Origin of the sequence: Hydrogenophaga sp., assembly GCF_050250835.1 — a bacterium.
Lineage (GTDB): Bacteria > Pseudomonadota > Gammaproteobacteria > Burkholderiales > Burkholderiaceae_C > Hydrogenophaga.
In genome coordinates this window covers 184,419-197,903 of the sequence record NZ_JBFWNX010000001.1, presented here as the reverse complement: position 1 = coordinate 197,903, position 13,485 = coordinate 184,419, and the positions used below count along the sequence as shown (strand labels likewise).

At 64.9% G+C, this 13,485-nt stretch carries 10 protein-coding genes and 1 tRNA gene; 3 read left to right on the top strand and 8 right to left on the bottom strand.

The genetic code is table 11. The features are described 5' to 3' along the window. Positions 1 to 19: 19 nt before the first annotated feature. Positions 20 to 1,036 (bottom strand): porin, encoded by a 1,017-nt coding sequence (locus AB7F11_RS00915; protein ID WP_428289116.1) that lies wholly within the window; start codon positions 1,034 to 1,036, stop codon positions 20 to 22. A 214-nt stretch (positions 1,037 to 1,250) separates the two neighbouring features. On the opposite strand from AB7F11_RS00915, the gene AB7F11_RS00910 reads away from it, so the two are divergent. Further along, positions 1,251 to 2,498, top strand: a complete 1,248-nt coding sequence (locus AB7F11_RS00910) for an NAD(P)/FAD-dependent oxidoreductase (RefSeq protein WP_428289117.1) — start codon at positions 1,251 to 1,253, stop codon at positions 2,496 to 2,498. 346 nt (positions 2,499 to 2,844) lie between these two features. Here AB7F11_RS00910 and AB7F11_RS00905 read toward each other — a convergent pair. The 6 genes from AB7F11_RS00905 to AB7F11_RS00880 form a co-directional block, all read right to left on the bottom strand. Further along, positions 2,845 to 2,920 (bottom strand) — tRNA-Thr (locus AB7F11_RS00905). A gap of 11 nt (positions 2,921 to 2,931) precedes the next feature. Further along, positions 2,932 to 3,939 (bottom strand): class 1 fructose-bisphosphatase, encoded by a 1,008-nt coding sequence (locus tag AB7F11_RS00900; protein WP_428289118.1) that lies wholly within the window; start codon positions 3,937 to 3,939, stop codon positions 2,932 to 2,934. Positions 3,940 to 3,951: 12 nt separating this feature from the next. After that, positions 3,952 to 6,648: an aminopeptidase N gene (gene pepN, locus AB7F11_RS00895; protein ID WP_428289119.1), complete on the bottom strand. Its 2,697-nt coding sequence runs from the start codon at positions 6,646 to 6,648 to the stop codon at positions 3,952 to 3,954. A gap of 3 nt (positions 6,649 to 6,651) precedes the next feature. Beyond that, a protein-coding gene (gene prfB / locus AB7F11_RS00890) for a peptide chain release factor 2 (protein WP_428289120.1) occupies positions 6,652 to 7,756 on the bottom strand; the annotation gives its coding sequence in 2 pieces (ribosomal slippage) (positions 6,652 to 7,674 and positions 7,676 to 7,756; 1,104 coding nt in all). A 66-nt stretch (positions 7,757 to 7,822) separates the two neighbouring features. Beyond that, on the bottom strand, positions 7,823 to 8,362 hold the full coding sequence (locus AB7F11_RS00885) for a hypothetical protein (RefSeq protein ID WP_428299808.1): 540 nt from the start codon (positions 8,360 to 8,362) through the stop codon (positions 7,823 to 7,825). Positions 8,363 to 8,437: 75 nt separating this feature from the next. After that, complete coding sequence (locus tag AB7F11_RS00880) at positions 8,438 to 9,349, bottom strand: alpha/beta fold hydrolase (protein ID WP_428289122.1); 912 nt, start codon at positions 9,347 to 9,349, stop codon at positions 8,438 to 8,440. Between the two features lie 35 nt (positions 9,350 to 9,384). Here AB7F11_RS00880 and AB7F11_RS00875 point away from each other — a divergent pair, with 35 nt between their 5' ends. Next, the gene (locus AB7F11_RS00875) at positions 9,385 to 11,136 is read left to right on the top strand and encodes an acyl-CoA synthetase (RefSeq protein WP_428289123.1); all 1,752 of its coding nucleotides are present in this window, start codon (positions 9,385 to 9,387) and stop codon (positions 11,134 to 11,136) included. Between the two features lie 24 nt (positions 11,137 to 11,160). On the opposite strand, the gene AB7F11_RS00870 is transcribed toward AB7F11_RS00875, so the two are convergent. Beyond that, positions 11,161 to 12,081, bottom strand: a complete 921-nt coding sequence (locus AB7F11_RS00870) for a LysR substrate-binding domain-containing protein (protein ID WP_428289124.1) — start codon at positions 12,079 to 12,081, stop codon at positions 11,161 to 11,163. A gap of 207 nt (positions 12,082 to 12,288) precedes the next feature. Between AB7F11_RS00870 and AB7F11_RS00865 the strand changes: the two genes are divergently transcribed. Next, on the top strand, positions 12,289 to 13,476 hold the full coding sequence (locus AB7F11_RS00865) for an ABC transporter substrate-binding protein (protein WP_428289125.1): 1,188 nt from the start codon (positions 12,289 to 12,291) through the stop codon (positions 13,474 to 13,476). Positions 13,477 to 13,485 lie beyond the last annotated feature (9 nt).

Below are 13,485 nucleotides of genomic sequence, written 5' to 3'. Positions count from 1 at the left end.
GCCTGAAGGGCGCTGGAAATCAGAAGTCGTGGCGCACGCCCACGGCGTACAGGCGGCGTTCACGCGCCGTGGCACCCGCGCCGTTTTCCACATCGCCATCCAGCAGGCCGCCATAAAGGCGGGTGCGCTTGGAGAGCGCGTAGGTGGCGCCCAGCGAGAAAGCCTTGCCCTCGCCCGTGGTCACGCCATTGAGTTCGGACTTGCCGCTGGCGAAACCGGCGGACACGTCGAAATTGCCGAAGGGAACGGTCACGCCGAAGGAATAGTCGCGGTCTTCCAGACCGTTGGACTGATCGGTGATCTGGTACTGCCCTGAGACGCGGGCCACGCCGAAGTTGTACGACGCTGCCAGCACGGTGAAGTTGCGGTCCAGCGTGGCGGTGGCATTCTTCTGGTCCTGGTAGCCCAGGCCCACATCCAGCGGGCCGCTGCGGTAACGCAGGTTCAGCGCGGTGATCTCGGAATTGGTCGTGGCAGGCGCCACGTTCTCGTCAAACGCATAACCCACGCTGCCGCTGAAGCCGCCGAAGCTGGGTGAGTCGTAGCGAACCATGTTGCTCGGGCGGCTGGTGAAATCGCTCACGCCCGATGCCGTGCCCACGGCACCGCTCAGGTAAGCGATCTTCGTTGGAGTGAACTCCGAGTCGTACAGGTTGTTCGACACGCCCAGGTCGTAGATGTCCTTGTAGGGGCTGTCCATCAGGCCCAGGCGCACGGCGCCGAAGCCACCGCTCAAGCCCACCCAGGAGGCGCGGCCAAAACGCAGACCAGCGGCGGTGCCATCGTCCACCGTCAAGGCGCTTTCAAGCTGGAAGTTGGCCTTGAGACCGCCCCCCAGGTCTTCCGTGCCACGAAAGCCCAGGCGGCTCGTGGTCAGGTTGCCGCTGAACAGCTGCGTGGTGCTGGTGGTGTCGACCTTGTTGCTGCCAACCGATGCGTCCATGCGGCCATAGATGGTAACGGTGGACTGGGCCGATGCGGTGCCCGCGGCGGCGAGGGTGGCCAGTGCGGCCAGAGCGATGAGGCTCTTCTTCATGTGGATGCTCCGATGAAAGGGATGCAGGGCTCTATGCCCCTGCTTCCTGCACCATGCAGGAAGTGAGGTCCATTTCATCGGAGGGCGGCGAATGCTCTGTGACACCCAGTCACCACAACGGGGTTTGCCCTGAGATACAACACATGACCCTGCAGACCGCGCGGCCTGTCATCTCCATGCCATCAAAATCGCAGCAACTAGAATCATCGGCACCATGACACACGACACCATCGTTCTCGGCGCAGGCATGGTGGGCGTGAGTTGTGCGCTTCACTTGCAGGCCCGGGACCAGGCCGTCGCGCTGGTGGACCGCCGCGCCACCGGCCTGGAAACCTCTTACGGCAACGCCGGCATCATCCAGCGCGAAGCCATCGAACCCTATGCGCTGCCGCGCAACCTGGGCTTCCTGCTGTCGGGCGCCACCAACCGGCGCGTGGACGTGCGCTACCAGCCCGCCGACGCTGCGCGCATGCTCGGGCCACTGTGGTCTTACTACCGCAACTCGGCACCGGGCCCACTTCAAAAAATCTCCCGCGAGTACGAGACGCTGATCGCGTTGTCGCTCGAAACGCATCAGCAGCTCATGAACGATGCCGGAGCGAACGATCTCATCGGCGGCAGTGGCTACGTCATGCTCTTTCGGACCGAGCGCGAACTGCACGCCTTTCATCAAGTGGCCGATGCACGCGCACAGCACGGCGTGCAACACATCAAACTCTCAAGCGCCGATGTGGCCCGCGAGGAGCCGTCGCTGATCGGCAGCTTTGCCGGTGCCGTGCGATGGACCGACCCCGTGGCCATCCGCAGCCCCGGCGAACTGGTGCAGCGCTACGCACAGCTTTTCGAGGAGCGGGGCGGGGCGGTGCATCTGGGTGACGCCATGACGCTGCGCAGAACCGATGCAGGCGGCTGGCAGGTGGACACGGCGAGTGGCGAGACCTTGACCGCAAGGCAGATCGTCATCGCCCTCGGCCCATGGACCACGCAGCTCACCTCACGCTTCGGCTACACCGCGCCCGTCATCCCCAAGCGCGGCTACCACATGCACTACGCGCCCGTGCCGGGCAAGGCGCTGAACAGCACCGTCATCGACGCTGAGTACGGCTACGTCATCGCACCCATGCAGAAGGGCCTGCGGCTCACCACCGGCGCGGAGCTTGCAAACGTGGATGCCCCACGCAACCCGGCCCAGATCGAAGCCGCCGAACAGATCGCCCGCCAGAGCTTCCCATTGGGCGAACGCGTCGACGCGGAGCCCTGGATGGGCACGCGCCCCTGCATGCCGGACATGAAGCCCGTGTTCGGCGCCGTGCCTGGGGTGGCGGGCATGTGGTGCGCGTTCGGGCATGGGCACCAGGGGTTCACGCTGGGGCCGGTGACAGGGGAGTTGCTGGCTGCGATGATGACTGGGGTAGTGCCGAGGGTGGATGTGAGGCCGTTTTCGCCGGCGAGATTCGCGTAATCCGCTTCGGTGCTCTTGCACCAAGCGGATGGCGCTCGCGGATTTCGGGTGAGAACTTTGAACTTGTTCATGGCTACTTCTTATCAAGGGTTGGAGCCTTCTCAAATTCGGGGCGGTTCAGTTGCACGCGTCTGACCCCGCAGGTGTGACCAGTACGCGCGCGCGAGGGCAGCACCACGTCATGCCCGTTCGGAGAGTTTTCGGAGTCCCTAAAGCCCGCCGCGTGCGGGTTTTCTTTCGCCCCGAGGTGGGCCAATTCTTGAAATCGTCTTACATCCGCCCTTACATCGGACGGACAAGAAAAAAGCCCACTACCAATTTGGTAGCGGGCTTTCCTGTATCTACGTGGTGCCGGAGAGATGAATCGAACACCCGACCTTCTCATTACGAATGAGCTGCTCTACCGACTGAGCTACACCGGCAACGCCCGCGATTATAGCCCGGTGTGGTAGCGGGTCACCCGGTCGACCTCGTTCTTCGAACCCAGGATGACGCTCACGCGCTCGTGCAGCTTGCCGGGCTTGATGTCCAGAATCCGCTGTTTGCCGTTGGTGGCGGCGCCGCCGGCTTGTTCCACCAGCCAGCCCATGGGGTTGGCTTCGTACATCAGGCGCAGCTTGCCGGGCTTGTTGGGTTCGCGCTTGTCCCAGGGGTACATGAAGATGCCGCCGCGCGTGAGGATGCGGTGCACGTCGGCCACCATGCTGGCGATCCAGCGCATGTTGAAGTCTTTGCCGCGGGGGCCTTCCTGGCCGGCGAGGCATTCGTCCACGTAGCGCTTCACCGGTTCGTCCCAGTGGCGCATGTTGCTCATGTTGATGGCGAACTCCTTGGTGTCGGCGGGAATCTGCACGTTTTCCCTGGTGAGCACGAAGGAGCCTTGCTCGCGGTCGAGGGTGAACATGGCCACGCCGTCGCCCACGGTGAGCACCAGGGTGGTCTGCGGCCCGTACACGCAGTAGCCGGCGGCCACCTGCTGGGCGCCAGGTTGCAGAAAGTCTTGCTCGCTCACGCCGGCGCTGCCTTCGGGCTTCTTGAGCACGCTGAAGATGGTGCCGATGCTGACGTTGACGTCGATGTTGCTGGAGCCATCGAGCGGGTCGAACAGCAGCAGGTATTCGCCCTGCGGGTAGCGGTTGGGCACCACGTAGATGCTGTCCATTTCCTCGCTGGCCATGGCCGCGAGGTGGCCGCCCCATTCGTTGGCCTCGATCAGCACTTCGTTGGCAATGATGTCGAGCTGCTTCTGCACTTCACCCTGCACGTTCTCGGTGCTGGCCACGCCGAGCACGCCGCCGAGGTCGCCCTTGTTCACGGCCTGGCTGATGCTCTTGCAGGCGCGGGCCACCACTTCGAGGAGCAGGCGGAGTTGCGAGGGGATGTGGCCGTCGACGCGCTGCTGTTCGACGAGGTAGCGGGTGAGGGAGATGCGTTTGGACATGGGGGCTTTCGATCAATCTGCGAGTGCCCGGGTGACGACTTCGCGCAGGTCGTTGCTCAGGTCGGGCTTGGCGGCGACGCGGGCGATGGCTTCGCGGGCGGCGCTGCGGTAGGGCTCGGCCAGCTTCCTCCAGCGGTCGAGGGCGCGGGCGAGGCGGGCGGCCACCTGGGGGTTGAAGGCGTCGAGTTCTGCCACGCGGTCGCTCCAGAAGCGGTAGCCGGCCGCGTCGGTGCGGTGGAAGGCGCCGGGGTTGGCGCTGCAATAGCTGAAGATCACGCTGCGCGCGCGGTTGGGGTTCTTGAGGTTGAAGTCCGGGTGGTTGAGCAACTGGCGCACGGCTGGCAGCACGTGGCCACCGCGGTCGCTGGCGCCGGCTTGCAGGGCAAACCATTTGTCGATGACGAGGGCTTCATGCTTGAACAGGGCATGGAAGCGTTCCAGTGCCTGGCGGGTCAGGGCGTGCTCGCTGGCCACCAGGGCGGTGAGGGCGTTGAAGCGATCGGTCATGTTGGCCGCGGCCTGAAAGTGTTGCCAGGCTTTCTCGGGCCAGCCCAGGCGCGTGTCGTCGCGTGAGGCCAGGCACAGCATGATGAGCGCCAGTCCGGCGAGCGCGCGGCGCCCGGTGCTGCGAGGGTCTGGGCGATAGGCGCCGTTGTCCTTGTGATTTTCAAACGCCCAGGCCCAGTCGTCCTGCAATGCCGTGGCCAATTGGGCGCGCATGGCTTCGCGCACGGCGTGCACGCGCTGCGGGTCCACTTCGGCCAGTTGCTCGGCGATGTAGGTCTCGCTGGGCAGGGTGAGCACCAGTTCCTTGAACGCAGCGTCGAGGTTGTCGTGCCGCAGCACATCGCGCATGGCGCCGAGAAAGGCGCCGTCCAGCGGCTCCTGGGACACCGGGCCCTCGGCCAGGATGGCCTTGAGCGCACGGCGCAGGGCCAGGCGCTGGCCGGCTTCCCAGCGGTTGAAGGGGTCGGTGTCGTGAGCCAGCAGGGTCATGAGCTGGGCGTCGGTGTAGTGGCAGTCCAGCACAACGGGTGCAGAGAAGCCGCGCAGGATCGACGGCACGGGCTCGCTGTCGAGGTTGACGAAGGTGAAGCTCTCGCGCGCCTGCGTCAGCACAAAGGTGCGGCTGCCGGTCTCGGGCTGGTTCCAGTGGGCCAGTTGCAGCGGCAGTTCTGTGCCCTGGGCGTCCAGCAGGCCGAGCGAGATGGGAATCACAAAGGGTTCTTTGGTGCTCTGCCCCGGTGTGGGCTGGCAGCTCTGGCTGAGTGTGAGGGTGTAGCTGCGCGCAGCGGCGTCGTAGCTGCCTTCGGCCAGCACATGGGGCGTGCCGGCCTGGCTGTACCAGCGCTTGAACTGCGGCAGCAGGCGGGCGAGCTCGGAGTCAGGGTTGGCGTCGGCAATGGCCTGGGCGAAGTCGTCGCAGGTGACGGCCTGGCCGTCGTGGCGCTCGAAGTAGAGCTTCATGCCACTGGCGAAGCCTGCTCGACTCGTCAGGGTCTGCATCATGCGCACGACCTCGGCGCCTTTTTCGTAGACGGTGACGGTATAGAAGTTGTTGATTTCGGCGTAGCTGTCGGGCCGCACCGGATGGGCCATGGGGCCGGCGTCTTCGGGGAACTGCGCGGTGCGCAGCACGCGCACGTCTTCAATGCGCTTGACCGCGCGCGCCGACGGCTCGGCGCACAGGTCCATGCTGAATTCCTGGTCGCGGAAGACGGTGAGGCCTTCCTTCAGGCTGAGCTGGAACCAGTCGCGGCACGTCACGCGGTTGCCGGTCCAGTTGTGGAAGTACTCGTGGCCCACGACCGACTCGATGTTGGCGAAGTCGGTGTCGGTGGCGGTCGCGCTGTTGGCCAGCACGTACTTGGTGTTGAAGATGTTGAGGCCCTTGTTCTCCATCGCGCCCATGTTGAAGTCGGCGGTGGCCACGATCATGAAACGTTCCAGATCGAGCGGCAGGCCGAAGCGGGCTTCGTCCCAGGCCACGCTGGCAATCAGCGAGTTCATGGCGTGCTCGGTCTTGTCCATGTCGCCGGGGCGCACATACACCTGCAGCAGGTGCTTGCCCCCGCTGCGCGAAATGATGTGCTGCTCGCGCGCCACGAGCTGGCCGGCGACCAGGGCGAACAGGTAGCAGGGCTTCTTGTGGGGATCGACCCACTTGGCGAAATGGCGACCATCTGGCAGGCCACCTTCTTCCACCAGATTGCCGTTGGACAGCAGCACCGGGTACTTTGCCTTGTCGGCGCGCAGTGTCACCGTGTAGCTGGCCATCACGTCCGGGCGGTCCAGGAAGTAGGTGATGCGGCGGAAACCTTCGGCTTCGCATTGCGTGAAGAAGGTGCCCTGGCTCACATAGAGGCCCATGAGCTGCGTGTTCTTCTCGGGCGCGCAGGTGGTGAAGATCTCCAGGTCGAAGGGTTCGGGTCCTTCGGGCAGGCTTTCCAGCACCAACTGCACACCGTCGATCTTGAACGAGCAGCCCGCGCCGTTGACCAGCACGCGCGCGAGGTTCAGGTCTTCCCCATCAAGTCGCAGCGCCTGGGCCGGCACGTCCGGGTTGCGGCGCAGACGCATCTTGTTGAGCACACGGGTCTTGGCCGGGTCCAGATCAAAGACGAGTTCGACCGTCTCGATCCAGTAGGCCGGGGCGGTGTAGTCTTCGCGGCGAACCACGGTGGTGGGGCCTTCACGCAATGAGCTCATGGGTCAGACGCCTTGTTTGAGTGATGCTTCAATGAAGGGATCGAGGTCGCCGTCCAGCACCTTCTGCGTGGCGGATATTTCGACGTTGGTGCGCAGGTCCTTGATGCGGCTGTTGTCCAGCACGTACGAGCGGATCTGGTGGCCCCAGCCCACGTCGGTCTTGGTGTCCTCCAGCTTTTGCTGTTCTTCCTGGCGCTTGCGCAGTTCGTGGTCGTACAGGCGCGAGCGCAGGCGTTTCCACGCCACGTCTCGGTTGCTGTGCTGGCTGCGGCCATCCTGGCACTGCACCACGATGCCGGTGGGGATGTGGGTCAGACGCACGGCCGAGTCGGTCTTGTTGATGTGCTGGCCGCCCGCACCGCTGGCGCGGTAAGTGTCGGTGCGCACATCGGCCGGGTTGATGTCGATCTCGATCGAGTCGTCGATCTCGGGGTAGACGAAGATGGACGCGAACGAGGTGTGGCGCCCGCCCGAAGAATCGAACGGACTCTTGCGGACCAGGCGGTGCACGCCGGTTTCGGTGCGCAGCAGGCCGAAGGCGTATTCGCCTTCCACCTTGATGGTGGCGCTCTTGATGCCGGCGGTGTCGCCCTCGGTCTCGTCCTCGATGGTGGTCTTGAAGCCCTTGCGCTCGGCGTAGCGCAGGTACTGGCGCAGCAGCATGCTGGCCCAGTCGCAGGCTTCGGTACCGCCAGCCCCGGCCTGGATGTCGACAAAGCAGTTCAGCGGGTCGGCCGGGTTGTTGAACATGCGGCGGAATTCGAGCTTCTCCACCTCGGCCGCCAGCTTGGCCGCCTCGCCTTCGATCGTGAGCAGGCCAGCGTCGTCGCCGTCTTCGCTCGACATGTCGAAGAGCTCGGTGTTGTCTGAGAGTTCGCCGGTGAGCCGGTCCAGCACCAGCACCACGTCTTCCAGCGTCTTTTTCTCGCGGCCCAGGTCCTGGGCACGCTTGGGGTCGTTCCAGACCGTGGGATCTTCCAGGGCCGACTCAACCTCTTTCAGCTTCGATGCCTTGGCATCGTAGTCAAAGATACCTCCGGAGCTCGACCACTCGGGTGGTCAGGTCTTCGAGCTGGCTGCGGATGGTGTTGCTGCGTTCGGCGTCCATGGGGCTTTTCCTGCGGTGCGTGATTCAAAACGGCGATTTTCTCATGGCACGCCCCGCACCGCCGGATCAGAAGCGCCAGGTGGCGCCCAGCATGAAGGCTGCGGTACCCAGGAGCTGCACTTCGACCGCCGCGCTGGGTGAAAGGCGGTAGCCGATCGCGGGAATGATGGCCGGCGCGAAACCGCCCAGGTTGAGCGGCACCTTGTTCTTGTACTTGCCCACGTAGCCATAGATGATGCCCGCGCTCACCGAGGCATACACATTGGGCTGGGCTGCCCAGAAACCGGGCCATGACTTGCCGATGAAGGCGTACGCCGAGGGCTGGCCAAAGGAATTGCTGAACAGGCTGAATCCGCAGAAGCGGCCTTCGGGCAACAGGCGGCTCAGGCTCAGCGCATAGACCTGCTTGTGCTCTTCCGAGTAGGTCCAGTGGTGGGTGTAGGGCGAGAAGAACGCCTCGTACCGGGGGCCTGTGCCACGGGCAGGCTCGTCGAGACCGGGGCACAGGGCTTCCTTCACCCGTCCTTCAGCGTGAACGGGACCGGAGAGCGCAGCGCACAACAGCGCGGCAGACAGCCCGGGGCCGAGGGCTTGAAGTTGTTTCATGGGCATGGCGTCCGAGTATGCATGGAGGGAGCTGAAAGCCGGGTAGCTTCATGAAACAACCCGTACAGCGGCTGGCTACTGGGCGATAAAGCCCTCGATCAGGCGAGCCAGCTCGGCGGGCTGGTCGTGGTGCATCATGTGGCCGGCATCGTTCACCACGGCGTTGTGCAGGTCGGGCACCGCCTGTATGCGCTCCCGGTACTGTGCCAGCGTGAACCGGCCCTTCCACCAGATGGAGAGGCTGTCGTCGCTCGCGGTCACCGACAACACCGGCGCGCTGATGCGGCGGTACAGCTCCAGCGTTTCGTCCACGCGAAAGAGTTGGGCGCTCACCACTTTGTGGGCCGCATCGCCGAGGATTTCCCATTTCCCTTGCGCATTGGGCGCGGCCCATTGGCGCGCCAGCCAGTCGGCCTTGTCCTGCGGCAGGCGCGGGTTGGTCTTCATCAGGCGCTGCGCCACGCCATCGGGCGAGCTGTAGCCGGCCAGCGCCTTGTCACCCCGCCGCAAGGCCTTGATCTCGTCGAGCCACTGGGCATAGCGTCCGGGCGCCTGCGAGGGGCGGGTTTCGGGCATGCCGAAACCTTCCAGGTTGATCAGCCGGCGGATGCGTTGTGGCCGCACGCCCGCGTAGATCATGGCCACGTTGCCGCCCATGCTGTGGCCTACCAGGTCGACCGGCCGCTCGCCCACCACTGCGTCGAGCAGGGCGTCGAGATCGGCCATGTAGTCAGGAAACCAATAGCTGTCGGGTGGAGGGCCTTCGGCCTTGGTGAGGCCGAACCCGCGCCAGTCGGGCGCAAGAATCCAGCGTTCGGCGGCCATTGCATCCACCACGAACTGCCACGAAGCCGACACATCCATCCAGCCGTGCACCAGCACCAGCGGCGCCTGCACGGGGTCGGGCTGGCCCCAGCTTCGAAGGTGACAGGTGAGCTGGCGGATCGGGAGAAACTCGCTGCGCGAGGGCTTCAGGGCTTGGTACATTCGACGGATCATAAAGAACGGGCTGGAGACCACACATGCGCCAGAGTCAAGCCAGAGACAAGCGGGCGAGCCAGGTGGTGAACGCCTACGACGCACTGCACCGGGGCTTCGGCTGGCAGGTGCCCGACCATTTCAATATTGCGCAGGTCTGCATGCGCCGTTGGGCGACCGATGCCGCCGGCGCGGCACAAACGGCCGTGGTCGCCTGCGCGCCGGAGCGACCCGACCGACGTCACACCTATGCCGATTTGCTGGATCAGGCCAACCGCCTGTCCCAGGCGCTGGCCGCGCTCGGTGTTCAGCGCGGTGACCGCGTGGCCATCGTGCTACCGCAGCGCTTCGAGACGGCGGTGGCCTACATGGCGGTGCTGCAGATGGGGGCCGTGGGCATGCCGCTGTCGCAATTGTTTGGCCCGGAGGCGCTTGAATACCGGCTGCACGACAGCGAGGCCGTGGTGGCCATCTGCGACGCCGCTTCCCTGCCCGCCCTGCTGGACGTGCGCGAGAACTGCCCGCTCCTGCGCTGCGTGATCGGAGTCGATGGCGACGGCACGCCCGAAGGCATGCGCGCCGATCTGGACTGGAGTTCGCTGCTGGCACAGGAAAGCGCCGAGTTCGATGCGGTGAACACACTGGCCGAAGAGGCGGCGGTGCTCATCTACACCAGCGGCACCACGGGCAACCCCAAGGGTGCGCTCATTCCGCACCGTGCGCTCATTGGCAACCTGCCCGGTTTCGTGTGCAGCCAGAACTGGTTCGGCTTCGACCCGTTCAATGCCAGGGTGCCGACGAAAGCGGTGTTCTGGTCGCCGGCCGACTGGGCTTGGACCGGCGGGCTCATGGATGCGCTGCTGCCCACGCTGTACTTCGGCCGGCCCATCGTGGCCTGGAACGGCCGCTTCAGTCCGCAGACCGCGTTTGAGCTCATGCAGCGCCACGGCGTCACGCACAGCTTCCTGTTTCCCACGGCACTCAAGGCGATGATGAAGGCCGTGCCCGACGTGCGCGCGCACTACCGCCTGAAACTGCAAGCGCTCATGAGCGCGGGCGAGGCGGTGGGCGATGCGGTGTTCGCCTACTGCCGCGAGCAACTCGGCGTGACAGTGAATGAAATGTTCGGCCAGACCGAGATCAACTACATCGTGGGCAATTGCTCGCGGCTGTACCCCGCCCGGCCGGGCAGCATGGGCAAGGCCTACCCGGGGCATCGCGTGGCGGTGATCGACGATGACGGCCGCGAGTCGGCGGTGGGCACTCCCGGCGAGGTCGCGGTGCATCGTCTGGATGTGCACGGCCACCCCGACCCGACCTTCTTTCTGGGCTACTGGAAGAACGATGTCGCCACGCGGGCGAAGTACACCGGCGATCCGGCCAGCAGCTGGTGCCGCACGGGCGACCTGGCCATCCGCGATGCCGATGGCTATCTCTGGTACCAGGGGCGAGCCGACGATGTGTTCAAGTCGGCGGGGTACCGCATCGGGCCGAGCGAGATCGAGAACTGCCTGGTGAAGCACCCCGCAGTGGCCAATGCGGCCGTGGTGCCCAAGCCCGATGCCGAGCGGGGTGCCCTGGTGAAGGCCTATGTGGTGCTGGCGCCAGGGCATGTGGGGGATGAGGCGCTGGTGAAGGCCCTGCAGTCGCATGTGAAGGGCATGCTGGCGCCTTACGAATATCCGAAGGAGATCGAGTTCATCGCTGCTTTGCCCATGACCACCACGGGCAAGGTCCAGCGGCGGGTTTTGCGATTGCAGGAAGAGTCTCGTGCCCGCGATGGCCTTCGGGCTTGACGCCCGGTGCCGTCGGCGAATGGCTCAGGCAGCCGCTCGCCGGGACCGAGACTGATCCCGCGCCACCTCGATGAACTCCAACACCTCCGCGCGGGGTTGCGAACCACGGCGCCACACCAGCCCCACGTCCACCGTTGGCACGGCATCGCGCAAAGTGCGGGCCTCCACATGTTCTGCGTCCAGCGTCCAGGGCCGGTAAAGGAAATCGGGCAACACCGCCAGCCCCGCGCCCACGCCCACCAGCGAACGCACCGCCTCCAGCGACGAAGTTCGCAGCACCGTGCGCGGCTTCAACTGGTGGCGTGCCCACACACTGCGCATCAGCAGCTCGATGCGGTCGGCCTGCAGCACCACCAGATCGTGCTGCACGCATTCGGCCAGGCCCACCTCGGCCTGCGAAGCCAGCGGGTGGTCGGCTGCCATCCACACGCGGTTGGGTGAACGCGTGAGTGTCTCGGCCACCAGCGCTTGCGGCTCGCCCAGGGCGTTGCTCACCATGATGGCGATGTCGAGCTCGCCATTGATCAACAAGTGTTCGAGAAAAGGGGGCGCGTCCTCCACCACCTGCAGGTCCACGCCCGGACAGGTGCGCCGAAAGCGCGCGAACACCTCCGAGAGGTAGTAGCCCGCCACCAGGCTGGTCACGCCGATGGTGATCGCACCCGCCAGTGGCGTGGCGCCAGGGGACACGCCGCGTGTTGCATCGGCCACTGCGCCGATCACGCGCAGTGCCTTCACCTGAAAGCGATGCCCCTCAGGCGTGAGCCGCATGCCCTTGGGGCTGCGCTCGAACAGCACCAGCCCGAGCTCGTCCTCCAGCTCCAGCACGCTCTTGGTGATGGCCGACTGCGCGATGTTGAGCATGCGCGAGGCGGCGGCCACCGAATCCGATTCGGCCACCGCCAGGAAATAGCGAAACTGCTTGAGCGTGATGTGGCGGTTCATTCGGGTGCGCACCACAGCGGAGCGGCGCCCTGTTGCGGTGCAAAAAAGATATGGGTAAACCCTTGATCTCTATTTTCGAGATAGCTTACCGCAGCAATATTGAATTTTGAAAGCGGGGCGCGGCTTTCTACGATGCGCTGCAGACGGCCTGCCGGGCGGTGGGTCGTGTTTGTTGAAACCGCTCTCAACCTGGAAGGTGATCGACCCATGAAACTCGCACAACGCCCCCTCGCCCGCACCGTCGCGGGTCTCGTGACGACGGCCCTGGCGCTGGCCACCCTCGCGCCGGCCGCCCATGCGCAATCGGCCCTGAAGAAGCTGGGCAAAGGCGAAGGCCAGGTCGATATCGTGGCCTGGGCGGGCTACATCGAACGCGGCCAGACCGACAAGAACTTCGACTGGGTGACCGACTTCGAGAAGAAGACCGGCTGCAAGGTCAATGTGAAAACCGCCGGCACGTCTGACGAAATGGTGGCGCTGATGAACGAGGGTGGCTTCGACCTCGTGACCGCCTCGGGCGATGCCAGCATGCGGCTGATTGCCGGCAAGCGTGTGCAGCCGATCAACGTGGACCTGATCCCCAGCTACAAGACCGTGGATCAGCGCCTGCAGAAGGCCCCCTGGCACTACGTGAACAACACGCACTACGGCACGCCTTACCAGTGGGGCTGGAACGTGCTCATGTACAACACCACGGTCTTCAAGGACAAGCCGCCCACGAGCTGGAGCGTGGTGTTCGAGGAAACCACCTTGCCAGATGGCAAGAGCAACAAGGGCCGCGTGCAGGCCTTCGACGGCCCCATCTACATCGCCGACGCCGCGCTCTACCTGATGAAGAAGAACCCGGCCCTGGGCATCAAGGACCCCTACGAACTCAATGAGGCGCAGTACAAGGCTGCGCTCGACCTGCTGCGCGGCCAGCGCAAGCTGGTCGGCAAGTACTGGCACGACGCCTTCGTTCAGATCGACGACTTCACCAACGAAGGCGTGGTGGCTTCGAGCAGCTGGCAGTTCATGGCCAACATCCTGAAAAGCAAGAACCGCCCGGTGGCCACGGTGGTGCCCACCGAAGGCGCCACCGGCTGGGCCGACACGACGATGATGCACGCCGACGCGAAGAACCCGAACTGCGCCTACATGTGGATGGAGCACTCGCTCAACACCAAACTGCAGGGCGATCTCGCGGCCTGGTTCGGATCGGTGCCTGCGGTGCCCGCCGCCTGCAAGGGCAACAAGCTGCTGGGCGATCAGGGCTGCGCCAACCAGGGCTTCAACAGCTTCGAGAAAATCTCTTTCTGGAAGACGCCCACCAGCAAATGCGCTTCGCAGAACAACGCTTGCGTGCCCTATCACAAGTGGGTGTCCGACTACATCGCGGTCCTCGGAGGCCGCTGAAGCGGCACA

What these genes read in the sequence shown, in the direction of transcription:
- AB7F11_RS00915 (WP_428289116.1), bottom strand. Translation starts at nt 1,036, where the DNA reads ATGAAGAAGAGCCTCATCGCTCTGGCCGCACTGGCCACCCTCGCCGCC.
- AB7F11_RS00910 (WP_428289117.1), top strand. Translation starts at nt 1,251, where the DNA reads ATGACACACGACACCATCGTTCTCGGCGCAGGCATGGTGGGCGTGAGT.
- AB7F11_RS00900 (WP_428289118.1), bottom strand. Translation starts at nt 3,939, where the DNA reads ATGTCCAAACGCATCTCCCTCACCCGCTACCTCGTCGAACAGCAGCGC.
- pepN (WP_428289119.1), bottom strand. Translation starts at nt 6,648, where the DNA reads ATGAGCTCATTGCGTGAAGGCCCCACCACCGTGGTTCGCCGCGAAGAC.
- AB7F11_RS00885 (WP_428299808.1), bottom strand. Translation starts at nt 8,362, where the DNA reads ATGAAACAACTTCAAGCCCTCGGCCCCGGGCTGTCTGCCGCGCTGTTG.
- AB7F11_RS00880 (WP_428289122.1), bottom strand. Translation starts at nt 9,349, where the DNA reads ATGTACCAAGCCCTGAAGCCCTCGCGCAGCGAGTTTCTCCCGATCCGC.
- AB7F11_RS00875 (WP_428289123.1), top strand. Translation starts at nt 9,385, where the DNA reads ATGCGCCAGAGTCAAGCCAGAGACAAGCGGGCGAGCCAGGTGGTGAAC.
- AB7F11_RS00870 (WP_428289124.1), bottom strand. Translation starts at nt 12,081, where the DNA reads ATGAACCGCCACATCACGCTCAAGCAGTTTCGCTATTTCCTGGCGGTG.
- AB7F11_RS00865 (WP_428289125.1), top strand. Translation starts at nt 12,289, where the DNA reads ATGAAACTCGCACAACGCCCCCTCGCCCGCACCGTCGCGGGTCTCGTG.